Genomic DNA, 25,213 nt, shown 5'->3' with positions numbered 1-25,213 from the left:
GTACATGCAGGGTCAGCGCCCTCGGATACCGTCCAGTGTTCAGCAATGGGGTGGGAGAGGTGAAGGGCTTAATCTACACTCGAAGGTCGATGCCTTAAGGGTGGGCACAAGCTGGTCTTCACCTCAGTTGATGGTAGCTAACCATCAACTCTATCAAGATACAAGGGTGGGCTCCCCGAGCCCACGCGAACGTCGGCATGACGCGAACGTCACGCGTGGGCACGGGGTGCCCACCCTACGAGGCGAAGCGAACGTTAAAGTATGTGCGTGACGGGAGCATCCGGTTGACCGGGCAGGGGTAAATCCGGAGCGGGGCAATTTTGAATAATGTAGGGTGGGCTCCCCGAGCCCACGCGAACGTCGGCATGATGCGAACGTCGGCACGACGCAAACGTCACGCGTGGGCGCGGGGTGCCCACCCAACGAGGCGAAGCGAACGTTAAATCAGGCCGTCGAACAGCAGCACGTCCACCATGTCGCCCGCCTGCACGGTGCCTTGCTCATCATGCAGCACCACCATGCAATTCGCCTCCGACATCGACCGCAAAATGCCCGACCCCTGCGCACCCGTGATGCTGACCGTCGGCTGGCCGTCGGCGCCGCGCGCGAGCAGGCCGCGCTGGTATTCCGTGCGGCCCGGCTTCTTGCGGATCGTGCCGGCCGAGCGTGCGCGCATCAGTTCGAGCGGCGCTTCGGCGCCCATCATCTGCAGCAGCGCGTCGCGGGCGAAGAAGTAGAACGAGACCATCACCGCCACCGGATTGCCCGGCAGGCCGAACAGAAAGGCGCTGCGGCCGTTCGATGCAATGCGGCCGAAGGCCAGCGGGCGACCAGGGCGCATGCCGATCTTCCAGAACGTGACGTCGCCCAGCCGCGCCATGATCTGCTTCGTGTAGTCGGCCGCGCCCACCGACACGCCGCCCGACGTGATGATGGCGTCGGCGTTCTCGCAGGCGTCGCGCAGCGTCTGTTCCAGCGCCTGCGGATCGTCGCGCACCACGCCCATGTCGATCACGTCGCAGCCCAGGCGCTGCAGCATGCCGTAGATCGTGTAGCGGTTGCTGTCGTAGACGCAGCCTGCGTCGAGCGGCTGGCCGATCGAGCGCAGTTCGTCGCCGGTCGAGAAGAACGCCACGCGCAGCCGGCGCTGCACGGGCACTTCGGCCACGCCCAGCGACGCGAGCAGCCCGAGGTCGGCCGGGCGCACGATCTTGCCGCGGCGCAGGGCCGCGCTGCCGGCCTTGAGGTCTTCGCCGGCCAGGCGGCGGTTGTCGCCCGTGCGGATGGTGCCGGCGGCGATCGTCATCGTGTCGCCGTCGACCGTGACGAATTCCTGCGGGACGACGCTGTCGCAGCCGGCCGGCATCACGGCGCCCGTCATGATGCGCACGCATTCGCCCGGCTGCGGACTGCCGGCGAACGCGCGGCCCGCGTAGGCGGTGCCGATCACGCGCAGGCGCGCGGGCGCGCCGGCGGGCAGGTCGGCGCCGCGCAACGCAAAGCCGTCCATCGCCGAGTTGTCGTGCGAGGGCACGTCGATCGGGGAGGTGATGTCGGCCGCCAGCACGCGGCCCAGCGCGGCACGCAGCGCCACCATCTCGGTCGCGCGCACGGGCGCGACGAATTCGCGGATGATGCGCTGGGCGTCGCGCACGGGCAGGGCGTCCGGATCGTAGGCGGACAGGCAGCTGACGACGTCGGCCAGGCGCGGGGCGGCGGCGGCGGGCACGATGTCCAGCTGGCGCAGTTCGTCCAGCGTGTTGATGTTGCGGAAGGCGTCGGCATCGTCGAACAGCACTTGCGCCACCTTGATCTGCGGGTACCAGCCGTCCATGCGCCGCCCGCCGCCGTCCAGGTAGGCCGACAGCACCGGCTCCAGGCTCGCCTTGAGCAGGCAGAACACGGGATGGACCTGGCGCCGGCCGTCCTCCTCGGTGACGGCGACGGCGAGGTCGGCGTCATTCGCGCGCAGGCCGTCCTCCAGGCGTGCGGCCAGGTCGGCGGGCAGGAACGGCGAATCGCACGGCGCAGTGAGCAGGTAAGTCGTCGCGCAGCGGCGCAGCCCGGCCTGCAGGCCGGCCAGCGGGCCGGCGTAGTCGGGCGTGTCGTCCGGCCAGACGGGCACGCCGTAGGCGGCGTACGCGTCCTGGTTGCGGTTGGCGTTGATGGCGATGGTCGCGACCTGGGGCGCGAGGCGCGCCAGCACGTGCGCGGCCATCGTCGTGCCGCCGAAAGGCTGCAGGCCCTTGTCGACGTGGCCCATGCGCGTGCCGCGGCCGCCGGCGAGAATCAGGCCGCTGATGGATTCCTTGCTCATATTGTTATCCGCCGATGTAGGACATTTCGATTTTTTGTGCGCTCTCCGCCCGCGGGGACAGGCCCGCCGTGTTGACGGTGCGGGTCTCGGAATAGCGGTCGTCGCGCGCGCGCCAGAGCCGGGCGATGGCGGTCTGCATCTCCAGGTCCGTGCGGCCGCCGCGCAGCAGCTCGCGCAGGTCGTGGCCGCGGGTGGCGAACAGGCAGGTGTACAGCTTGCCCTCGGTCGACAGGCGGATGCGCGAGCAGTCATGGCAGAAGGCCTGCGTCACGCTGGAGATCATGCCGACTTCGCCGCCGCCGTCCACGTAGCGCCAGCGCGCCGCCGTCTCGCCGGCGTAGTTGGCGCCGACGGGTTCGAGCGGCATCTCGGCCGCGATGCGGCGCACGACTTCACTCGACGGGACGACTTCCGCCATGTTCCAGCCGTTCGATCCGCCCACGTCCATGTACTCGATGAAGCGCAGGATCGCAGGCGTGCCCTTGAAGTGGCGCGCCATCGGCAGGATCTGGCCGTCGTTCATGCCGCCCTTGACGACCATGTTGACCTTGATGGGGCCAAGGCCGGCGGCATGGGCGGCGGCGATGCCGTCCAGGACGTCGGACACGGCGAAGTCGACGTCGTTCATGCGCTTGAATATGGCGTCGTCGATGGCGTCGAGCGAGACCGTCACGCGGTCCAGGCCCGCATCCTTCAGCGTCTGCGCCTTGCGCGCCAGCAGCGAGCCGTTCGTCGTCAACGTCAGGTCGAGCGGGCGGCCGGACGGCGTCTCGATCGCGCGCAGCTGTTCGACCAGGCGCTCCAGGTTCTTGCGCAGCAGCGGTTCGCCGCCCGTCAGGCGGATCTTTTCGACACCGTGGGCGACGAACAGCCGCGCCACCCGCGCGATTTCCTCGAAGTTCAGCAGGGCGGCGTGGGGCAGGTACGCGTAGTCCTTGTCGAAGACTTCCTTCGGCATGCAGTACACGCAGCGGAAATTGCAGCGGTCGGTGACCGAGATGCGCAGGTCGTGCAGGGGACGCCCGAGGGCGTCGGCGAGCAGGCCGTTCGGTGTCTCCAGCGTGTCGGGGACGGCCAGCGCGGGCGCGCGCGCATCGGCCATCATGATGATTTTTTCAGCCATGCCAATAAGATAGCAGAAGGCCGGCCAGGGCGCAGGCCAGGATGGTCTTGATGGTGCCCGTTCTGTAGCGCAATAACGCCACCGCGGCGGCCGCGCCGATGGCGATCGCGTCCCAGCGCGGCGCGCCGTGCGCGATGAAGACGTGGGCGCCGAAGAAAACGGCGAGGCTCGCGATGACGCCGACGACGGCCGCCGAGATCGCGGTGAGCGGCGCCGTCAGCCGCACGTCCCCGCGCGTGGACTCGACGAGGGGCCCGCCCGCCAGGATGAACACGAACGACGGCAGGAACGTGAAGAACGTCACCACGGCGGCCGCCGCCGCACCGGCCAGGAAGCGCGCGCCCGGACCGAACAGCGCATGGCTCCAGCCGCCGACGAAGCCGACGAAGGCGACGATCATGATCAAGGGGCCGGGCGTCGTTTCGCCCAGCGCGAGGCCGTCGATCATCTGGCCGGCGTCGAGCCAGTGATACTGCTCGACGGCATGCTGCACGACATACGGCAGCACCGCGTAGGCGCCGCCGAACGTCATCAGGGCCATCCGGCCGAAGAAGGCACCCATGCGCGGCAGTTCGCCGTCGGAACCGAAGACGAGCGCCAGCGCGCTCCAGCCGGCGAGGCCGATGGCGCAGCCGGCCGCGCCGATCGTCGCGAGGCGGCGCCAGCTGAAGCGTGCGTGGGCGGGCGTCGGGGTCGTGTCGTCGATCAGCGCCGGCGGGTGCGGGGTGCCGTCCGGCGCGGCCGCGTGCCCGCTGCCCAGGTCGAACAGCGCGGGCCACACGCGTCCGCCGGCCAGCCCGACCGCCGCCGCGCCCAGCACGATCAGCGGAAACGGCACGCCGAGGACATCGATGGCGATGAAGGCGGCCAGCGCGACGCCGATCAGCAATCCGTTGCGCAGCGTGCGGCTGCCGATGCGCCAGGCCGCCGCCAGCACGATGGCGACGACGGCCGGCTTGATGCCGTCCATGATGCCGGCGATGGCGGGCAGGTGGCCCCACGCCATGTAGATCCACGACAGCGCGATCAGCACCAGCAGCGACGGCAGGACGAACAGCACCCCGGCCGCGATCCCGCCCGGCACGCGGTGCAGCAGCCAGCCGATGTAGATCGCGAGTTGCGTCGCTTCCGGCCCCGGCAGCACCATGCAGTAGTTCAGCGCGTGCAGGAAACGCCGCTCGGAAATCCAGCGCCGGCGCTCGACCAGTTCGGCATGCATCATGGCGATCTGCCCGGCCGGGCCGCCGAAGCTGATGAATCCCAGTTTGAGCCAAAAGCGGAGGGCGGTGCGGAAGGGAAGGTCGGACAAGGTGGATGGGCAAGCGTTGATCGGGTTGCCCATCTTACACGCATCAAACGGGTGAGCGATGGCTCACTTCGACGAGGATGCCGCCCGGCGCCTGCACATAGAACAGCGTTGCGCCGCGCTGGAACGAGACGGGCGGCAGGCCGGACACGCCCGCCGCCTGCAGCCGCGCGTGGGCGGCGTGGACGGCCGCCTCGGACTCGAGGAGGAAGCCGACGTGGAATGTGTCCGGGAAATCCTGGACGCCCTCGGCGCGGCGCCGCGTGAGGACGAGCGCAAACCCGCCGCTGCCTTGCAGCAGGGCGAAGCCGTTGTTGCCGCGCGTTTCGCACAGGCGGAAGCCGAAATGCGTCGTGAAGAAGGCGGCGGTGGCCGCGACGTCGGGGACGGGAAGGTCGAGATGGTTGAGTTGCATGACATGCTCCGATGAATGGGCCCGAGCGAACGAACCCGTTGGGCGCAAGGGCGCCGGACGGTTCGTCGCGGGTACTCATGCGCGTACGCACGGAACAGAGCTTCGCGGCAAAGCTGGCGCGAAGGGATCGGGCTTACCAAAACCGATCCTGCCTTTTTCGACGTCGTGATCTTAGCAAAAAAAAAGGAAGCCGAAGCTTCCTTTTTTACGTCAAGGCCGTGTCGCGCTGCTTATTGACGCGTATCGACCTGGATCAGCGGCTCGTTGACCGGCGGCGGGGCCGATTTGCGCGTGCGGCGCGGACGTGCCTGCGGCTCCGCCTGCGCGGCCGCTTCCTGGGCGGCGCGCAGCTTTTCGGGATCCGTCGAGGCCAGCGTCAGGCCGGCTTGTTCCAGCAGCTCGTTGAGGTCGGCCGCCGGGGCCGGCGTCGCAGCGACCGGGGCTGGCGCAACGGCGGGTTGCACGGTCTCGACCGGAGCGGGTGCCGGAGCCGGAGCGGGTGCCGGCGTGGTTGCCGCAACCGGCTCCTCGGTCGGCTGCGCGGCGGAATCGAGCTCGGCCTTGCGCACGACGGCGGCGGTGACCGACTCGGTGGTCGGGAACGGCCACGGCGTCTGGACGGCCGCGCTGGCTTCGACGGCGGGTTCGGCGTGCACGGTCGTCTCGACCGGCGCCGCTTCGGCAGCTGCCGCCGCGGCGGCTGCCTGCTCGACCCTCGCCTTCTCGGCATGGACACGGGCAGCGTCGGCCTGCTCGGCCGCAGTGTGCTCGGCAGCCGCCTTCACGGCCGCGGCCTTGACCGATTCCGAGGTCGGGAACGGCCACGGACCCAGTGCGACGGCCTTGGCCGGCTTGGCGGTCTTCGCAGCCTTGGCTTCGGCCTGGACCTTGGCGGCTTCCTCGTCGGCCACCGGCGTGAAGGCCGGCGCGGCCTCGCCCTCGATGGCGTCCTGTTCGGCGCCCTCGATCTGGTCGCGGTCGCGGCGGTTACGGTTGCGGCCGCCGCGACGACGCCGGCGGCGCGGTTCGTCGCCTTGTGCGTCGGTCTCGAGTTCCTCGTTGTCAGGCCCGGCGGTCGTTACCGCGCCGGTCGCCGCCGGGGTGGTCGCCACCGCACTGGTCGCGACCGGAGCGGTCGTCACCGGCTTCAGTGCTTCGGGGATCTCCGGCTCGCCGGCCAGCGTGATGGCCGCCTGGGCCGCCACGGCCTGGGCCGCGTTCAGCTCTTCGCTCTTCGCCTCGGCGACCGGGGCGCGCTCGGCACGCTCACCACCCTCGCGCGGCGGGCGCGGCTGGCGCGGCGCGCGTTCCGGACGCTCGCCGCGCTCCGGACGTTCGCCACGTTCCGCACGCTCGGCGCGCGGGGCTTGCGGCTGGCCGTCCGCCGTGGCGGCGGCCTGTTCGCGCGGTTCGCGGGCTTCGCGCGGTTGACGCGGCGGGCGCGGCGGACGTGCCGGCTTGCCGTCGGCCTCGACCGGCTTGGGGCCGTCCTCGGCACCGGCGGATTTCAGCTCGCGGTCTTCACGCTCGGCACGGTTTTTACCGGTGCCGGTGCCGTTGCGGCCGCCACGGGCGCGTTGGCCGCGGCCATTGCGGTCGCCGCGTTCGCCGGCGGCCGGGGCCGCTTCAGCGGGCTTGGCCGGGGCTGCCGGGGCGGGCGGCGGTGCGATCTGGGCCGGACGGCCGAAGAAGAAATTGCGCAGTTTGGCAAAGAAACCGTCGTCCGCGGCCGGTGCGACCGGAACCGCGGCGGCCAGGGCAGGGGCGGGCGCCGGCGCCTCGACGGGCTTGGCCGGCTGGCGCTCGACCAGCGGTGCCGGCTGGGCCGGGGTGATGGTCTTGACGACGGCTTCCTGGCGCGGCTTGGCTTCTTCCTTCTGGCGCTTGGCGAAGGCCATGTCCGTGTCGGCCGATTCGGCCATCGTGTAGCTCGCGGCGTCGTCGTCCAGGCGCGGATCGTCGTGCTTGATGCGCTCGAGCTTGTAGTGCGGGGTTTCCAGGTGCTTGTTCGGGACCAGGATGACCGTGATGCGGTGGCGCGTCTCGATCTTGAGCACTTCGCCGCGCTTTTCGTTCAGCAGGAAGGCGGCGACGTCGACCGGGACCTGGACGTGGATCGCGGCCGAGTTCTCCTTCATCGCCTCTTCCTGGATGATGCGCAGGACCTGCAGGGCCGAGGATTCGGTATCGCGGATGTGGCCGGTGCCGGAGCAGCGCGGGCACGTCACGTGCGAACCTTCCGACAGCGACGGACGCAGGCGCTGGCGCGACAGTTCCATCAGGCCGAAGCGCGAGATCTTGCCCATCTGGACGCGTGCACGGTCATGGTGCAGGGCATCCTTCAGGCGCTGTTCCACTTCGCGCTGGTTCTTGGCGACTTCCATGTCGATGAAGTCGATGACGATCAGGCCGCCCAGGTCGCGCAGGCGCAGCTGGCGGGCCACTTCGTCGGCCGCTTCGCAATTGGTGTTGAATGCCGTGGTCTCGATGTCCGAGCCGCGCGTGGCGCGTGCCGAGTTGACGTCGATGGAAACGAGGGCTTCCGTGTGGTCGATCACGATCGCGCCGCCCGACGGCAGCGGGACGGTACGCGAGTACGCGGTCTCGATCTGGTGTTCGATCTGGAAACGGGAGAACAGCGGCACGTCGTCCGTGTAGCGCTTCACGCGGTGCGCCATGTCGGGCATCACGTGGCTCATGAACTGCTGGGCCTGGTCGAAGATCTCGTCGGTGTCGATCAGGACTTCGCCGATGTCAGGCTGGAAATAGTCGCGGATGGCGCGGATGACCAGCGAGGACTCTTGATAGATCAGGAACGGACCCGGCGCCGACTTGCCCGCGCCTTCGATCGCGCGCCACAGCTGCATCAGGTAGTTCAGGTCCCACTGGAGTTCTTCCACATTGCGGCCGATGCCGGCCGTGCGGGCGATGACGGACATGCCCTGCGGCAGGTCCAGCTTGTCCATCGTCTCGCGCAGTTCCTGGCGCTCTTCGCCCTCGACGCGGCGCGACACGCCGCCGCCGCGCGGATTGTTCGGCATCAGGACCAGGTAGCGGCCGGCCAGCGAAATGAACGAGGTCAGGGCCGCGCCCTTGTTGCCGCGCTCTTCCTTTTCGACCTGGACCATGATTTCCTGGCCTTCGCGCAGCGCTTCCTTGATGGTGCAGTTACGGACGTCGACGCCGTCGCGGAAATAGGTGCGGGCAACTTCTTTGAAGGGGAGGAAGCCGTGGCGTTCTTCGCCGTAGCTGACGAAGCAGGCTTCGAGGGAGGGTTCGATGCGGGTGATGACGCCTTTGTAGATATTCGATTTCCGCTGTTCGCGACCGGCGGTCTCGATATCGATGTCGATCAGTTTCTGGCCGTCGACAATCGCTACGCGCAGCTCTTCTTGCTGCGTAGCGTTAAACAACATACGTTTCATTTTTATAAACTCCGCGACCCGTGGGCCGTTTCATGCCGTCTTGTAAAGAGCGGCGAAAGTACAGGGATGTACGCGGGAAGGGAGTGTTGGCGGTGGTATGCCCGGGGTGTGGCACGGCATTGCCGGCCACAGGGCGCAGTGGCGTCGAACGTAATTGCCGCGCGCACGAACGTCTTGCTCGGCCCGGGCGGCCCGATCGGGGCGGCGCAGGGGCAGGCAAGCGGTGCGACGCTGCCAGACTTTCAGTCGGCATGCATACCCGGTTGCGAATCAGGCGAATATCAGCCTTGATCCCAAGCCGGGCTTGCTGCCTGTGGAACCCAGGAACAGCCGGGCAATGCGATGCTGCCGGGGTGCGCGATCCGGACCTTGAAGATTGCGATGCGTACTGCGCACCCGCATGACCTTCCCGGATCACTGTCTCCAACAACACTGCTACCGCTCACGACGGTTTCGAGGTTCTAACTTCGGGTCGGGCGAAACGGCAAGCGTTATCGACACCATCACCCGGCGAGCCGACCCTGGGGCCGGCTTGCCGGTACTTATCCTTACAATTCCAAACAATCCAATCCTGCATCCTGCGCGGCTACCCGGTTGCAACTGCGGTGCAACCCAGGTTCGCACAGGAATGTGCGTACACGTCTAGAAATCCCGCCAAACCCGCTGCGCGTTCGCATTGTCGCTGCGATGCCGCGACCGCTGCCGCTTGCGACGATTTTTTGGGATTCCGTTTTTTTCCATCGAATTTGCATTTTGGCGGGGCCGATGGAGACGCCCCTGTGTAAAATATCGTTTTAATTCTTACACCAGCAGAGGTTTGACCGCCGCCTGTCGATTATATATTCAAAATGAAGGACTTAGAGAGAATTTCTGGGAAGACAAAGCGAATGACCTTGCAAAACGATGTTGTTCCCCCTTCATCACAGACAGATAGCCGCCCCGCTGCCACCGCCCAGTTTGTCACAATTACCGAGGAAGAAGCAGGTCAGCGCATCGATAATTATCTGCTGCGCGTCTGCAAGGGTGTCCCGAAAAGCCACATTTACCGCATCCTTCGCTCCGGCGAAGTGCGCGTGAACAAAGGTCGCATCGACCAGTTGTACCGCCTGGCGACGGGCGACATCGTCCGCATTCCGCCCGTGCGCATGGCCGAGAAGCCTCTTGGCGCCGCCCCCGTGCCCGGGGCCGAGTTCCACATCGTGCACGAAGACACCCACCTGCTCGTGATCGACAAGCCGACCGGCGTGGCCGTGCACGGCGGCTCGGGCGTGTCGTACGGGGTCATCGAACAATTGCGCGCATCCCGGCCGGATGCGAAATTCCTGGAACTGGTGCACCGCCTGGACCGTGAGACGTCCGGACTGCTTTTGCTCGCAAAAAAGCGTTCCGCGTTGACTAGCTTGCACGAGCAAATGCGCGATGGCAAAACCGACAAGCGCTACCTGACCATGGTCGCGGGCGACTGGCGTAATCCGCGCCAGCACGTCAAGCTGCCGCTGCATAAATACACGACGCCGGACGGCGAGCGCCGCGTCGTCGTGCAGGCCGGCGGCCAGGAATCGCACACCGTGTTCAATTTGCTGCGCAAGTGGCCGGACTACGCGCTGCTCGAGGCGGAGCTCAAGACGGGGCGCACGCACCAGATCCGCGTGCACCTGGCGTCTTCCGGCTTTCCGATCCTCGGCGACGAGAAATACGGCGATTTTGCACTCAACAAGCAGCTTCAGAAGGCAACCGACGCGCGCGGCGCATTGCGCAGGATGTTCCTGCATGCGTACCAGATTACGTTCCAGCATCCGGACACGGGCAAGCCGATGACCTTGAAGGCCCCGTTGCCGGCGGAATGCGACCGTTTCTTGGTAAGCTTGGGGCCAGCGCAAGAAGTCAAAGCACGCACCACCAATCGATAACGCGCCAACCGGGAACCCGGTCCCGCCAGCGGCAGATCCTGCCGGCGGGCTTGGGTTCTTGCAGGCGGGAATGAGGAGCCGGCGCCACGAGCGCCGCAAGACATGGCAAGAAAGCAATTCGATCTGATTGTCTTCGACTGGGACGGAACGCTGATGGACAGCACCGCCACCATCGTCAAATGTATACAGTCCGCCGCCAAGGACCTGGGCCTGGCGGTACCGAGCGACGCCGCGGCCTCGCATGTGATCGGCCTCGGCCTGGGCGAAGCCATGCAAGCCGTCATGCCGGACATCGATCCGGCCATGCACCCGCGCATGATCGAGCGCTATCGCTACCACTTCCTGACGAAGGACCATGAGCTGGTCCTGTTCAAGGGTGTGCGGACGATGCTCGACGAACTGTCCCAGGAGGGCTATTTCCTGGCGGTCGCGACGGGCAAAAGCCGGGTCGGCTTGAACCGCGCCCTGAACGCGGCGGGCCTCCTTTCCGTGTTCGATGCGACCCGTTGCGCGGACGAGACATTTTCCAAACCGCACCCTGCAATGTTGCAAGAATTGACAAGGGAACTCGGCCAGGACATGCGGCGTACCGTTATGATCGGCGACACGACGCATGACTTGCTTATGGCAAACAATGCCGGCGCCTCCGGCATTGCCGTCGAATACGGCGCCCATCCGGTCCAGCAATTGCAGGCATGTCATCCCGTCTTTACGGCAAAGAACGTGCCCGAGCTGCATCAGTGGCTGGTCGAGAACGCATGAGCGATACCGAAGACGTCTTTATTTGCGAATCGGCCACCGTCGAGGAAGGCGGCAAGGGCATCCGTTTTCCGGTGCGCGCATTTGGCGAGGACGCGACGGGTTTCGTCGTGCGCTTTCGGGGCAAGATCTACGCTTACCTGAACCGCTGCGCCCATGTACCCATCGAACTCGACTGGTCCAAGGGCGAGTTTTTCGAGTCGAGCAAGCTTTATCTCATGTGCTCGACGCACGGTGCCATCTACGCACCCGAAAGCGGCGCTTGCGCGGGTGGGCCTTGCCGCGGTGGCAAGCTGCGACCGATCGTCGTGCGCGAGGCCGATGACCGCATCTACTGGCATCCGGACCAGCACATCCGCGAACCGGCGCCAGGGCAGGTCAACGGCGTGACCGACAGCCACACGGAGTAACCATCACCAGGTATTTATGAGCGACAACACCAGGAACGACAATCCGAACGACAACCGAACGGCGACTCCGGCGATTTTCAACAATTGGGAACGCGAGACCCTGGAACGGCTCGTGTTCGCCACCGTGCGCGAACAGCGCGCCGCACGCCGCTGGGGCATCTTCTTCAAACTGTCCTTTCTTTTGCTGGCATTTTTCGCGATCTGGGCCTATTTCGATTTCAACTTCGGCAGCTCGGACATCGATGCGCTGGGTCGCCACACGGCACTGATCGAGATCGACGGCGCCATCGACGACGAGGGCAGCGGCGCGGCCGATACCGTGATCCCGGCACTGAACAAGGCGTTTTCCGATCCGGGTTCGGCGGCGGTCGTCCTGCGCATCAACAGCCCGGGCGGCAGCCCCGTGCAGGCCGGCATCATCGTCGATGAAATCCTGCGTCTCAAGAAGGGCTATCCGAACAAGCCTTTATATGTGGTCGTGGACGAGATCTGCGCGTCGGGCGGCTATTACATCGCAGCCGCAGCCGACAAGATCTACGTCAACAAGGCCAGCATCGTCGGATCCGTCGGCGTCCTGATGGATGGCTTTGGCTTCACCGGCCTGATGGACAAGCTCGGCATTGAACGCCGCCTGTTGACGGCCGGCGAGAACAAGGGTTTCCTCGATCCGTTCAGCCCGCAGTCCGACAAGCAGAAGCAGCATGCGCTCGAGATGCTCAACGAAATCCACGAGCAATTCATTGCCGTTGTGCGTGCCGGCCGCGGCAAGCGCCTCAAGGAGACGCCAGAAATCTTTTCCGGTCTCTACTGGACCGGCGCAAAGGCGGTCGAGATGGGTCTGGCGGATGGTTTCGGTACCGTGGACACGGTCGCGCGCGACGTCGTGAAGGCGGAAGACATCATCGATTACACGGCACACGAAGGCTTGCCGGAACGGGTGCTGAAGAAATTTGGAGCGTCGGTGGGCGCCGGTGCGGTGCACTCGATCTACCGGGGGCCCGTGCCCAGCTTGCGCTGAGCACGAGCGTCGAACTAAGCTCAGTCTCAATATTTGGCTTGAAACTTACGGGTGGTAGTCTATAGTTGGTGTGTAGCTGTTTCGGCGCAAACGACACGGAAACCACACTGTTCCTGACGTTGTCGGAACCGCTTCAGACCCGCATCCGTGCGGTTTCGAGAGAATTCAATTCCTCAAGCTGGAGTCCCAATCGGGAAGGAAACGACGGCATACGCCGTCGTTTTCATTTTTGGGTGTCGTCGGATCCAGCTGAAAACGATTGCAAGCCAGGACGCGAAGGCGGCGTCATGCCGGGCGTATCCTGACGGTGAGGGGTGTCGTCGCCTTCGAGGGCCGGGCCGTTCGCATCCGGTGCGGCATGCCGAGCGGGTGAGGTGGATGGAAAGTCGCCGGACGATGTGCCCGATGGCCGCGAGGCCGACCGCGGACCGCCATGCACGACGAACTCCTTGCTGAGCAGGGTGGCCTTGTCGACGTCTTGCGGGGTGTCGGCGATAACGCTATCAAGACAACCCGGCTCGGGCTCATGAAAGCCGCCGGCCTCGAGCCACGCCTGGAAGTGGCGTTGTGCCTGCTCATACCAAGCGGCGCGCATCGGTAACTGGTGTTCGAAACAATGTACATGCGGGATGTCGCCACCGCGCGTCCAGCGCGCCAGCGCAAGCCGGGTTGGGAAAGTTGCGGCGTATTCCTGGGCCACCTTCGTTCCGCTGCTTTTGGCTGCAAACGAAGACGGGGTGCTGTGGTTCTGCTTTTTTTCGATCTGCACTTTTGCCTCGTGGTTGGGGGTTTTCGATCTGATGTGCCAGATGGTGCGGCCCACCCTTAGTCCTACACTCAGTAACTGTAGGTCGATTCCTAATCAGGTTTCAGTGTATCAACGGGGCACAGTCAATTCTTGAGATGTGTCAAACGAGTTCTTGCTTGGAGTCGAAACACCGAGATTGCTGAACTTTGACGCTTGCAATCCTTCTGCTACAGTCTCGCCCCATGAGTAAACTATCCCTCGACCGCGTTCTCCAATCGCAAGGCTTTGGTACGCGCAAGTATTGCCGGGCCTTGATCGAAGACGGCGACGTCCTGATCAACGGCGACGTCCACGACAACTACAAGACCCTCGTGGACACGGATGGCCTCGTGCTGACCGTCTTCGACGAGGAGTGGACGTATCGCGAGCACGTCTATATTGCCTTGTACAAACCGTCTAATTTCGAGTGTTCGCGCAAGCCCAGCCACCATCCCGGCGTCCTGACCTTGCTGCCGGAACAGTTCACGTGGCGCGACGTCCAGCCCGTCGGCCGGCTCGACCACGACACGACAGGCCTCTTGCTGATGTCCGATGACGGTCCGTTCATTCATGCGCAGTCCTCACCGAAGCGCCATATTCCCAAGGTTTACCAGGCCACGACCCAGGAACCTGTTACCCAGGCGCTTGTCGATCAGCTATTGTCAGGAGTGCAATTGCACGACGAGCCCGCGCCGCTGGCCGCCCAGTCGTGCGTACAGCGGGGCGATCATCAGCTGGAGATTGTGCTAGAGCAGGGGAAATATCATCAGGTCAAGCGCATGCTGGCAGCGGCCGGCAACCATTGCGCTGCCTTGCATCGTTCGCAGGTCGGTGGCTTGACGCTCGAGGCGCTTGGTTTGCACGAAGGCGAGTGGTGTTATCTGGAACAGGCGCAGTTGGCGCTGCTGGTGCCGGGCTGATATCAAAAACACACGACAGTGCGCTGTCGTGCGACATGCATAGGAGATTTCCGAGACACTCGTCATTCGAATCTTGTCAATATTTTATTGACTTGGATCAGTTTAATATCAACGATGACGATGCTCGCAACAAATCTCCGCTTCCTGCCCCTGGTTCTTTTTCTTGCGTTTAATCCAGCAATCGCCCAGCAGGCCGATCCGGGTCTGGCCGGATGTGCACGCATTGCCGATGCCGGGCAGCGCCTGGCCTGCTATGACCATTTGGCGGCTCGGATCCCGGGGCCTGCGTCGAATATTCCTATCCTCATGCCTGCGGCAGTCAGGCCTGCCCCAGCGTCCGCCTCGGCCATTGCTGCGCCAAGCGCCGCCGATGCGCCACCGGTGCCCGCCGCAGTTGACGCATCACCCGAAACGATGCGGGATTTCAGCCTGGTCGATCATTGGGAACTTGACCAGAAACACAAGCGTGGCGTCTTCAATTTCCGTCAGCATCAGGTCAATTACCTGATGCTGACCCGCACTGCGCATCCCAACAACGAGCCCTACCGACCGTTCCGCCGACTCGACGTCCTGACGAGCAACCTCGCGCATTCGGAACTCGTGTTCCAGCTGGGTTTCAAGATGAAGCTGGTCGAAAACGCCCTCGACAAGCCCGTCGATCTGTGGTTCGGCTATACCCAGAACAGCTTTTGGCAAGCCGGCAATCACGAGGCGTCCAGCCCCTTCCGCGAGACGAACTATCAACCCGAGCTGATGGCCGTCACTCCACTGCATTTCAGTGTATTGGGAATGAACGCGCGCTTTCTTAATCTCGGTCTGGTGCACCAATCGAACGGTCAGGCGTCGACGTTGTCGCGCAGTTGGAACCGGGCCTATGCGCAGGTTGGGCTCGAGCGGGCGGGGTGGACCGTGGTCGGGCGCGTGTGGAAACGCATCAACGAAGCGGCCGCCAACGACGACAACCGCGACATCGTCGATTACCTGGGACGCGGCGACGTGGTCGTCACCTATCGCAGCAATGGCAACGATTACTCGGCCCTGTTGCGGCGCAATTTCTCGACCGACCGCGGCGCCGTCCAGCTCAGCTGGGCGTTTCCGCTGGCGGGACACATCAAGGGGTACGCTCACCTGTTCTCGGGTTACGGGCAAAGCCTGATCGACTACAACTATTACCAGAACATGTTAGGGCTCGGCCTGCTCGGTACATTCTGAATCGGGACAGGATCCCCGCGCTGCACTACAATAGCGCCCCGATCCCGAGCGTTCCCGCCATGAAACTCGCCACACTCAACGACGGCACGCGCGACGGCCAGCTGGCCGTCGTCGCGCGCGACCTCAAGACCGCCCACATCGCGGACGGCATCGCGCCCACGCTGCAGGCGGCGCTGGACGACTGGAACTTCATCGCGCCGCAACTGGCTACGCTGTATGCGGATCTGAATGCAAACCGTGCCCGCCGTCCCTTCGATTTCGAGCCCGGCCGCTGCATGGCGCCGTTGCCGCGCGCCAGCCAGCTGGCCGTCGGTGCGGCTGATGGCGATCACGTCGACGAGGCGCCGCGAATGGCCCAGTGCGCCAGCGACGATCTGCTTGCCCCGATGGGCGATATCGTCGTGGCCCACGACGAATGGGGCATCGATTTCAGCGCCGGCGTGGCGGTGGTGACAGCCGATGTGGCCATGGGGGCCACGCCCGACGACGCCCATCGGCAGATCTGCCTGGTGATGCTGGTCAACGAAGTGTGGCTGCGCAAACTGGAATTGCCGCAATCCCGGCCGGCGACCGGTTTTTCGCCCGTCGCCGTGACGCCGGACGAGTTGGGTGACGCCTGGCGCGACGCCAAGGTCCACCTGCCGCTGCGTACGACCTGGAATGGACACCTGGTCGGCCAGCCCGATGCCGGGGCAGACATGGCATTCGATTTTGCGCAGTTGATCGCGCATCTGGCACGGACGCGCAACGTGCGGGCCGGCAGCATCGTTGGATCGGGCATCGTGTCTGACCGCGACGCGTCGCGCGGGTACGGATCCATTGCGGCGCAACGCAGCCGGGAAGTCGGCGAGCACGGGGAAGCTGTGACTCAGTTCATGCGCTTTGGGGACACGGTCCGGATCGAGATGCTGGACGAGAAGGGCCGGTCGGTGCTCGGCGCGATCGAACAGAAGGTTGTGAGGTTTGAGCCGTGAGCGGCGCCTGTCTGGTCGGGCACGTTTCTTACGCGGCGACATAATTCGGCAGGTAGCTGCGCATGCGAAACTGGCATATTTTTATTGCTTTTTTTGGCAAAGTCAGGATGAAAGGCAGGTGAACTCATGAAAAGATTTCTTCTAATTATCACGAAAAACCACGCAATGATTGCACTCTTCAGACCAGGTATCTAACAAAAAGATAATTGTCGTTTCCTTTAATCAGCGTTTTTTCTACTTCGGCGTCTTTACTGTGGCAGATATGCCTCCGTAACGATATTGCATAGCACAATTTATGGTCGCGAGCGCAACAAAAAATTCCCAGTCTCCGTTGCCCTCAGTTAAAATGCTGGATTGGTCCACAAGCATTCACGCCTCTTTTCATAACGTCCCATGTTCAAGTTCAACAAGAGTTTCGCGGCCGTGGCCTTGGCCGTCGCTTCCATTGCCGCTTCCGCGCAGGATACGAACAAGGCCGATCTCTTCAATCAAGAGTTCTCTGCCACGTCGATGTCTGCAACGCCGAATATGGGCGATGCTGCCGGGCTGACAGGGGCGGCGCGCAAGACCCGCATCACCAATGGTCAGGTCGGTGATCTGGGGGCGGGCGGACGTGGCGGTAACGGTCTCACCGACAGTGTCGGCAATGCGGTCACCGACCGCGATGCGCAGCGTCGCCAGATCGCAGGCCTGCAGCAGAAGACGCAAAACGACGCGGACAAAGAGCCGAGCGAATTCCAGAAATTCATTGCTGACAACACCGGTAAGTTGCTTCCGATTTTCGGTTCTGAGTTTTTTGCCAATACGCCGTCCACATTTGCGCCAATCTCCAATGCTCCGGTCCCGTCCGACTACCCTCTCGGGCCGGGCGATGAACTGATGATTCGCGGCTGGGGCACGATCGATATCGATTATCGCGCCACCATCGACCGCAACGGTACGATCTCGATTCCAACCATCGGCATTGTGCCGCTCGCCGGCGTGAAAGCTGGCGACGCGGAGAATGTCATTCGCGCCGCCGTCGGCCGGTTGTACAAGGGTGTCACCGTCAATGTTACCTTTGGTCAGCTGCGTGCGATTACCGTGTATGTTGTGGGCCAAGCAAGTCGACCGGGCACCTACACTGTGTCGAGCTTGTCGACGCTCGTGACTGCGCTGTTCGCCAGCGGCGGTCCGAACGCGAACGGCAGCATGCGTCACGTCCAAGTCAAGCGCGCCGGCAAGGTCGCTGCAGAACTTGACTTGTACTCCTTCATCGCCAAGGGCGACAAGTCTGCGGACATCAAACTGCAGGATGGCGACACGATCTATATTCCGCCGGCGGGCGGCTTCGTTGCGCTGGTGGGCAAGGTCAACAGCCCTGCAGTTTATGAATTGAAAAACAATGGCGAAACTATCGCGTCCCTGTTGGACTTCGCCGGTGGCCTGCCTGTCGTAGCTGATCCGCGTCGCGCATTCCTCGAGCGTATTGACTCGAACAAGAATCGTCCGCGCAGTGTGGAAGAGTTTGCGTTGAATAGCGAAGGATTGAAACATTTGTTGAAGAATGGCGATGTTCTCAATATTACGTCGATCACGCCGGACTTCTCTAATGCAGTGGTACTCCGAGGTAACGTTGACCAACCGGTTCGTGCACCGTTCAAATCAGGTATGCGCGTCAGCGATCTAATTCCGAACCGGGAATACCTGATGACTCGTAATTCGATCAAGCGCCAGAATAATGTGGTCGCTATCGGGGACGACAAGAAAGATACCACCGAAAATGCCAGTAGCATTGCCGCACGTATTGGCGGGTTGATTGACGAGATCAACTGGGATTATGCCGTCGTCGAACGCGTAAATCGTTCAGACCTGAGTGTCCAGTTGATCCCGTTTAATCTGGGCAATGTGTTCAATAATCCTAACGGCGCCGACAACCTGCAACTGCAGCCCGGCGACACGGTGACGATCTTCTCTCAGGACGATGTGGCTGTCCCGATGGATAAACGCCAAGTATTCGTTCGGGTCGAAGGCGAGGTTAAAGTTCCTGGTGTATACCAGATGACCGCCGGCGACACGTTGCAAACCCTGGTTGCGAAAGCCGGAGGTCCAACTTCTAATGCTTATCTGTTTGGTACCGCGTTTTATCGTGAAGAGGTACGCAAAGAGCAGTTGAGCAATCTGCAGCGTGCGGCCGATCGTCTCGAAGCGCAGATTCGGAGCGAGGAATCCACGCAAGCCTCCAATCTACGTGCGATGAGTACGACAGATGCCGCTGCGGCCGGTGCGCAGCTCGAAGCCGAGCGCAAGATTGCTCAAGAGCGCATTGCCCGCTTCCGCAAGCTTCAGCCATCCGGTCGTATCGCATTCGGTCTGAATCCGGACGACCGCTCGTTTGCCCATCTGCCTCAGGTCACACTACAGAATGGCGATCGCTTGGTCGTGCCTTCGAAGCCGGCCTTCGTTCATGTGTTCGGCGCGGTCAATGTCGAGGCTTCGCCGTTGTGGAAACCGAATACTCGCGTCAGCGACTACCTGAAAATGTCCGGCATCGCTGTCGACGCTGACGTCGATAACGTATTTGTGCTGCGCGTCGACGGTACCGTCGTGTCGACAGATTCGCAGGGTTGGTTCTTCGGAAAAATTGGAGGTGTTGAAGTGATGCCGGGGGACACCATCGTCGTGCCTGAAAAATTCGACCGTCAGACGGCCTGGAGCAAATTTACGCAAGGTGCGCGCGAGTGGACGCAAATCTTGGCTAATTTTGGCCTTGGCGCCGCGGCAGTCAAGACGCTACGCAATTAAATGCCTCGTCATTCAATATTGTTTTGAGAGCGGAATGAGTATCACTGAACAAAGTGCTGAGACGAATGTCCAGCATCAATCGAAAGAGTCGTCGAGCGACAGCAAAGTGACGGATGCTCCAGAGCTGAGTGTCGTCAAAGGCCTGATTGTGCTGGCGAGACACAAGAGGAAGCTGTTCGGCGTTCCATTCGCATGTGCATTGGCCGGAGCCGCCATCGCTTTCGCTTTGCCTAATATATATCAGGCTAGCGCGAAATTACTGCCGCCCCAGCAGCAGCAATCGAGTGCAGCCGCGCTGTTGTCGCAACTCGGTGGCGTGGCAGGGGCGGTCGCGGGCGGTGCCGGCATCAAGAGCCCGAATGACATATACATCGGCATGCTTCATAGCAGGACCGTTGCCGATGCGATTATTGCAAAGTATGACTTGAAGAAGGTATATGGCTTTAGCTCTCAGGAGCGCATCCGAAGTAAACTCGAGGAAAATACCGCGGTGGCAGCGGGCAAGGACGGGCTGATCACAATTACCGTTGCTGACAACGACAAGACATTGGTCGCGAAGATAGCAAACTCTTATGTTGATGAGTTAGTCAAACTCACGAACACCTTAGCGGTTACCGAGGCATCCCAGCGCCGCGTGTTTTACGAGCGTCAACTGGAGCGGGCTAAAGACAATCTTGCAGCTGCCGAACAGGCATTGAAATCAGCACTAGATACTCGCGGTGTGGTTAGCGTCGATGTCGAAAGTCGGGCGATGCTGGAAAATATCGTCCGGCTGAGGGCGGAAATTTCTGCGAAGCAGATCGAGTTGAGTTCGATGAATGCATTTGTGACAAGCGTCAACCCGGAATACCGTCGTGCCCAGGAGGAGCTCACTAGTTTGCGTGCAGAACTCTCAAAGTTCGAAAATGGACGCCCCGAAATTAATGAAGCTACTGCTCAAAAATCTGTTGGTTTGGAAAATATTAAACTCTTACGTGACGTAAAGTACAACCAGATGCTTTACGAATTGTTGGCCAAACAATATGAAGTGGCGCGTTTGGACGAGGCGAAAGAGAGTGTCGTGGTCCAGGTGCTCGATCCCGCTATCGAGCCCGAGCGAAAAGCGTCGCCCAAGCGCGTATTGATTGCAGTCGTTTCTGCAATGGCTGGATTATTTTTGACTTTACTTTGGATTTTCGGGGTCGAAGCCGTGCGCAGTCTGATTAGACTGCCAGGAGGCGCGGCCAAGTGGGACGAACTGAAGAATATGCTCAGAAATTAATTGCAATTTGGTGTGCGGGATTTTCAAGTGTTTCTGCTGGAAAAATGGGGCAGGACGAAAATCACGCCTCGTCCTGCTGACTCCTTAATAACTTGAAAGAAGAGCGGAATACAATATGTCGAATAATTTGAATATTATTGGACCTGGAAAGGTGTTCTTGGGAGAGCGTACCCGAGTAGCGCCAGACGTCCAATTTATATTTCACGAACCGTCTCAAGTTGTCATCGGGGACTATTGTGTTATAGGCAGTGGCGTAAAATTCGTATGTAACGGCGGGAACGTCGCCGTTGGTGATTGGACAAGTATTCATGATCGCTCGTTAGTGTTGTCGACCGTTGGTGTCCAGATTGGCCAGCATGGCTGGTTCGGCCAACACTGCATTCTTGACGGTTCCGGAGGTCTTACCATTGGGAATGGCGTTCGCGTCGGTATGTATTCGCAGATTTGGTCTCATGTGGCGGCCGGCGAACAGATCGAAGGGTGTACCCTGTACGGCGAACGTCCGGTCGTGCTTGAGGATGACGTTTGGCTCGTAGGGTCTTGCATTGTGGCTTCTGGTGTAACGCTCGGGAAAAAACTGGTTGCTTTGATTGCGTCCAACATCACAAAATCTTGGCCTGCGAATAGCGTTTTAGCGGGCTCACCCGCAGCACCTAAGTCCAATCTTTCGTTCTATCGAGAAATTTCGTTAGATGAGAAATGGACGTTGTTGAATGGTTGGTTAAATGAAATTTCGCAAACAAATGGTTTTGATATCCAACGTAATGAGTTTACGACGGTATTGAGTCGCTCGAACGGTACGAACGTTGAGCGCATCGGATTTGCGATCGATCAGAATTTCGCACAAGACTTGTTGAAAAAGATTCCGCAAGCTACGGTTTGTGACATCACAAATAAAACGTATTCGAAACGACTATCGGATATCGAGGCAATTGTGCTAAAGAATCTCGCCGGAAACAAAGCCCGTTTTATCAATCTTTCTGAATAACTTATGATTCCCTTGGTCAAAGTTGCCATGCCGCCGAGAAACGTTTTGATGCCGGCATTGGAAGATATCTTGTATAGCGGGATGATCGCTGAAGGAGAGGCCGTTTATCGTTTTGAAGCGGCCTTCGGCAGTCATTTTGGACTGAAAAACGTTCTGGCGCTCAGTAGTGGCACTGCGGCTTTGCATGCCGCCTTGAAGTTGTCGGGCGTCGGCCCTGACTCGGAGGTCATCAGTACGCCCATGACCGCAGAGCCGACTAATACCTCGCCTTTATACCTAGGGGCTAAGGTTGTGTGGGCTGATGTTGATCCTGCAAGCGGCAATCTGGATCCTCAGTCGGTGCGCGAACGCATCACTCCTAGAACTAAGGCCATCATTTGCGTTCATTATGCAGGCTACCCGGCACGCCTCGCGGAACTGCGAGCCGTGGCGGATGAATACGGTATTGCGCTCATTGAGGATTGCGCGCATGCATTGGGAGCTATATACGACGGAAATACTATCGGTAACGTCGGAGATTTCGCGATCTTTTCCTTCCAGGCCATTAAGCATATGACCACGGTCGATGGCGGCGTGCTTGCCATTAAGGATGAGAAGCATATGATCGCTGCAAAAAAATTTCGTTGGTTCGGCATGCTCAAAGGAGTGCCACGGACCGAAGTCGATATCGACAGCGTCGGTTATAAATATAATATGAATAATGTTAGCGCGACGATCGGTTTGACGCAATTGGACTATGTGGATCGTGTTATTGAACGTCACATCGAAAATGGTCGTTATTATGACAACGAACTAGTCAACGCTCCGGGAGTCGATTTTGCGGTTTGCGATGCATACGGCCAAAGCAGTTATTGGTTATATACATTGTTGACTGACAGTTCGGCCGACTTGGAAAAAGCGCTTGTTGGTGCCGGTATTTCTGCTTCAAAACTGCATCGGCCTAATAATCTGCATAGTATCTTCAAATCGTCCCAAGTAGCCTTGCCGGGCCTGGCGCAGTTCTACAGCCGCTTGTTGCATATTCCGTGCGGCTGGTGGGTCGACGACGCCGTGCGCGAACAGATCGTTTCGATCATCAAGAAAGGTTGAGGCAAGCTGTGAAACAGATCCCACTTTTCGGTGTCGTACGCACCGAGCAGATGGAGGCGGTCATGCTCGACGTTCTGCGGTCAGGGCGGGTCGCAAACGGCGAATATGTCACGAAATTCGAACAGGGGCTGGCTGCCTTGACCGGGCATTCGCATATGGTATCGACTGTCGACATGACAAGCGCAATGCTGCTCGCCCTTCGTCTGGCCGACGTCGGCCCTGGTGACGAAGTATTGACTACGGCATTTGCATGCTTGGCAACTAATTCTGCCATTGCACAATGTGGCGCCATGCCGCGTTGGGTTGACGTCAAACCGTACAGCGTCGAAATTGACATCGAGGACGTTGTGCGTAAGATCGGGCCGGCTACGAAGGCTCTTATTTTATACCATTTGGCAGGTTACCCGGGACCGGCGCGGGAGCTGTCGAAGCTCTGCAAGGAACGCGGTATCGCATTAATCGAAGACTGTGACAACGCTCTTTTCGCCCGACGTGACGATGAGAACGTCGGTCTAGCAGGTGATTTTGCGGTTTACTCGTTTTATCCTAACCGTCAGATCAACTGCACCGAAGGCGGTGCATTAGCCTGTCGACGCCATGAAGATGCGCAACGCGCGCGCCGCTTGCGCCGCTTCGGGATTGATGCTGTTGATTTTCGCACGGATACAGGCGAAATTAACCCAGCTTCCGACGTGTCCGAAATAGGTTGGGCAGTCACCATGAACAACCTTTGTGCGGCAATCGGCACCATGCAACTCGACAGCGTGCAAGCACGTGTCGACAAAGCGCGCGTGAACGCCATTGCGTTGCGCGATCGCCTGTCTCATATCAATGGTGTACAGCATGTCGTGCCGGCATCCAATGCCCTTCCTGCGTACTGGGTTTTCCTGGTATTTGTGGAACACCGTGATGCTCTCCTCAAGGAATTGAAAAAACAGGGTGTGTCTTGTTCATCCTTGCACCAAAGAAATGACATCTATACAGGTTTCGGCGTACCTGAACACGTTGAATTGCCAAACACGTCTTTTTTGCAACAGCGTATTTTGGCATTGCCATGTGGTTGGTGGCTGACGACTGAAGATATCGATCTTATTGGAGATGCATTCGAATCAGCGATCAAAGCGCTCACTAACAATGATTGTTAGTCAATTGGCCGGCCATAAAAAAGCTGCCGGTAACATGTTAGTGTTGTTTTTGGGGAAGTCAGCAGGCTTATTTGTTGGACTGCTTTTTCTACCTATGTATCATCGGTACCTGGGTTCGGCGCAGTTTGGTATCGTAGCAGTTGTCCTGTCCCTGCAGGCACTTCTCACCATGATGGATCTGGGCATGTCGACCATAGTAGGTCGGGAGGCGTCGACGTCTGCGACGGAAAGCACCTATAGATTGGTGTTGTCGGCTGAGGTGGGGCTGACGGGATTTTATGTGTGCTTGGCCGTTGCCAGCCTGGTAGCACAAGAAGTTGGCCTTTTGGGAAGCATTGACGCTAAGGGTGTTTTTGCAAGTGTGATACTGTTCTGGGCCCTGGTGTTGCAGAATCTGTATTTCTCGGTGCTTCTGGCGAAGCGCTCATATACAATCGCAAGTTCAACGCAAATCGTCGGCTCGCTGATCCGTGCATGCGTTTCCGCCTACGTGCTCGCTTTTGTGTCGGCCACGCTTGACTCTTTTCTGTGCACTCAAGCTTTTTTTGCCATTATGCATGCCATGCTGACGCGCTATTACTGTAAAAAGGCATTGGCGCATCCAGGCATGTCGGAACATACCAAACCAGCGCCGAGTGAAGTGGCAAGTCTGATTCGTCATGGACTCGATCTGGTTGTATTTTCGGCGGCGGGTGCCGCTGTGACACAACTCGATAAACCGATTGTCTCGGCATTGGCCTCGGCGAATGATGTGGCGCCATACTTCCTGGCGATGACGGTGTGTATGGTGCCGATTTCGTTATTGGCAAGTCCGATTAGTCAGTTTTTTCAACCTCGCGTATTGGCGGAGGTTATCGGTAATAAACATTCCGAGGCAGCGAAAACAACTCGTCATTTTGTTTACGTAATTTTAACCGCAACTATCGCTCCGGCGATTGTGTTATGGATTTGGCGATTGCCTCTGATTGATTTATGGCTGCGTCATGATCCTATCGCTGCAACGGTTGCGGACTACGTTGCGATTCTTTTACCGGGTTATGTGATCGGTTCGCTCGGATTTGTACCCTATGCGCTGTTGGTCGCGGCCAGGGAATATCGATTTCAAGCATTGTCCTCAGTCGTGCTTACTGCCCTTACCCTCTGCGTAGCCGCCCTGGCAGCCAGCAAAGGAAACATTAAGGCGGTATGTTGGACATATGCTGTTTATCATTCGTTGTCTACGACGGTGTCGTGGATACGTGCAGCGATATCATCGACAGTCGGACCGGCTGCGAAAGTTTCACTGAAAATTGCTGCCAAGGTGCTGGTCGTAATAGCGATCGGCGGTTACGTCGTAAATCAGCTTATGTAATAGTGTTAGAAGGATAATT

General features: G+C 60.6%; 19 protein-coding genes. 13 read left to right on the top strand and 6 right to left on the bottom strand.

Features of this window, described 5'->3' with window-relative positions; genetic code table 11:
• Positions 1–439: 439 nt before the first annotated feature.
• From moeA to U9J41_RS19280, 5 genes are all read right to left on the bottom strand, one after another.
• Entirely contained in the window at positions 440–2,317 is a 1,878-nt protein-coding gene (moeA, locus tag U9J41_RS19300; protein WP_322403786.1) for a molybdopterin molybdotransferase MoeA, read from the bottom strand.
• 4 nt (positions 2,318–2,321) lie between these two features.
• Positions 2,322–3,440 carry a GTP 3',8-cyclase MoaA gene (gene moaA, locus U9J41_RS19295; protein WP_322403785.1) on the bottom strand — a complete coding sequence of 373 codons (1,119 nt, stop codon included), beginning with the start codon at positions 3,438–3,440 and terminating at the stop codon, positions 2,322–2,324.
• Entirely contained in the window at positions 3,433–4,782 is a 1,350-nt protein-coding gene (chrA, locus tag U9J41_RS19290) for a chromate efflux transporter (RefSeq protein WP_425260743.1), read from the bottom strand. The genes moaA and chrA overlap by 8 nt, the downstream gene beginning before the upstream one ends.
• 10 nt (positions 4,783–4,792) lie before the next feature.
• Entirely contained in the window at positions 4,793–5,161 is a 369-nt protein-coding gene (locus U9J41_RS19285) for a VOC family protein (RefSeq protein WP_322403783.1), read from the bottom strand.
• A gap of 230 nt (positions 5,162–5,391) precedes the next feature.
• A complete protein-coding gene (locus tag U9J41_RS19280; protein ID WP_322403782.1) occupies positions 5,392–8,586 on the bottom strand; it encodes an Rne/Rng family ribonuclease in 3,195 nt (1,064 codons plus the stop codon).
• A gap of 887 nt (positions 8,587–9,473) precedes the next feature.
• Here U9J41_RS19280 and U9J41_RS19275 point away from each other — a divergent pair.
• The 4 genes from U9J41_RS19275 to U9J41_RS19260 all read left to right on the top strand — a co-directional run bounded on the left by U9J41_RS19275 (position 9,474) and on the right by U9J41_RS19260 (position 12,683).
• The gene (locus tag U9J41_RS19275) at positions 9,474–10,496 is read left to right on the top strand and encodes an RluA family pseudouridine synthase (RefSeq protein WP_322403781.1); all 1,023 of its coding nucleotides are present in this window, start codon (positions 9,474–9,476) and stop codon (positions 10,494–10,496) included.
• 102 nt (positions 10,497–10,598) lie between these two features.
• On the top strand, positions 10,599–11,258 hold the full coding sequence (locus U9J41_RS19270; protein ID WP_056443673.1) for an HAD-IIIA family hydrolase: 660 nt from the start codon (positions 10,599–10,601) through the stop codon (positions 11,256–11,258).
• Positions 11,255–11,665 (top strand): Rieske (2Fe-2S) protein, encoded by a 411-nt coding sequence (locus U9J41_RS19265; protein ID WP_322403780.1) that lies wholly within the window; start codon positions 11,255–11,257, stop codon positions 11,663–11,665. Before U9J41_RS19270 ends, U9J41_RS19265 begins: the two co-directional genes overlap by 4 nt.
• A 16-nt stretch (positions 11,666–11,681) precedes the next feature.
• The gene (locus tag U9J41_RS19260; protein WP_322403779.1) at positions 11,682–12,683 is read left to right on the top strand and encodes a S49 family peptidase; all 1,002 of its coding nucleotides are present in this window, start codon (positions 11,682–11,684) and stop codon (positions 12,681–12,683) included.
• A 223-nt stretch (positions 12,684–12,906) separates the two neighbouring features.
• Here U9J41_RS19260 and U9J41_RS19255 read toward each other — a convergent pair whose 3' ends face one another.
• Entirely contained in the window at positions 12,907–13,506 is a 600-nt protein-coding gene (locus tag U9J41_RS19255; RefSeq protein WP_322403778.1) for a hypothetical protein, read from the bottom strand.
• A 167-nt stretch (positions 13,507–13,673) separates the two neighbouring features.
• Between U9J41_RS19255 and U9J41_RS19250 the strand changes: the two genes are divergently transcribed.
• The 9 genes from U9J41_RS19250 to U9J41_RS19210 all read left to right on the top strand — a co-directional run bounded on the left by U9J41_RS19250 (position 13,674) and on the right by U9J41_RS19210 (position 25,194).
• A complete protein-coding gene (locus U9J41_RS19250; protein ID WP_322403777.1) occupies positions 13,674–14,390 on the top strand; it encodes a pseudouridine synthase in 717 nt (238 codons plus the stop codon).
• A gap of 114 nt (positions 14,391–14,504) precedes the next feature.
• Positions 14,505–15,602, top strand: coding sequence for a phospholipase A (locus tag U9J41_RS19245; RefSeq protein WP_322403776.1), 1,098 nt, complete (start codon positions 14,505–14,507; stop codon positions 15,600–15,602).
• Between the two features lie 59 nt (positions 15,603–15,661).
• Positions 15,662–16,576, top strand: a complete 915-nt coding sequence (locus U9J41_RS19240; protein ID WP_322403775.1) for a fumarylacetoacetate hydrolase family protein — start codon at positions 15,662–15,664, stop codon at positions 16,574–16,576.
• Positions 16,577–16,969: 393 nt separating this feature from the next.
• Positions 16,970–19,360 (top strand): SLBB domain-containing protein, encoded by a 2,391-nt coding sequence (locus U9J41_RS19235; protein ID WP_322403774.1) that lies wholly within the window; start codon positions 16,970–16,972, stop codon positions 19,358–19,360.
• A 34-nt stretch (positions 19,361–19,394) separates the two neighbouring features.
• Positions 19,395–20,621: a GumC family protein gene (locus U9J41_RS19230; protein WP_322403773.1), complete on the top strand. Its 1,227-nt coding sequence runs from the start codon at positions 19,395–19,397 to the stop codon at positions 20,619–20,621.
• 115 nt (positions 20,622–20,736) lie between these two features.
• Entirely contained in the window at positions 20,737–21,609 is an 873-nt protein-coding gene (locus tag U9J41_RS19225; protein WP_322403772.1) for an acyltransferase, read from the top strand.
• A gap of 3 nt (positions 21,610–21,612) precedes the next feature.
• On the top strand, positions 21,613–22,698 hold the full coding sequence (locus tag U9J41_RS19220; RefSeq protein ID WP_322403771.1) for a DegT/DnrJ/EryC1/StrS family aminotransferase: 1,086 nt from the start codon (positions 21,613–21,615) through the stop codon (positions 22,696–22,698).
• 62 nt (positions 22,699–22,760) lie between these two features.
• A complete protein-coding gene (locus tag U9J41_RS19215) occupies positions 22,761–23,843 on the top strand; it encodes a DegT/DnrJ/EryC1/StrS family aminotransferase (RefSeq protein WP_322403770.1) in 1,083 nt (360 codons plus the stop codon).
• On the top strand, positions 23,797–25,194 hold the full coding sequence (locus U9J41_RS19210) for a lipopolysaccharide biosynthesis protein (protein ID WP_322403769.1): 1,398 nt from the start codon (positions 23,797–23,799) through the stop codon (positions 25,192–25,194). The genes U9J41_RS19215 and U9J41_RS19210 overlap by 47 nt, the downstream gene beginning before the upstream one ends.
• Positions 25,195–25,213 lie beyond the last annotated feature (19 nt).

It is taken from the genome of Massilia luteola (assembly GCF_034420155.1).
In the GTDB taxonomy this organism is placed as follows: Bacteria; Pseudomonadota; Gammaproteobacteria; order Burkholderiales; family Burkholderiaceae_D; genus Telluria; species Telluria luteola.
This window is presented reverse-complemented; position numbering and strand designations above follow the sequence as displayed.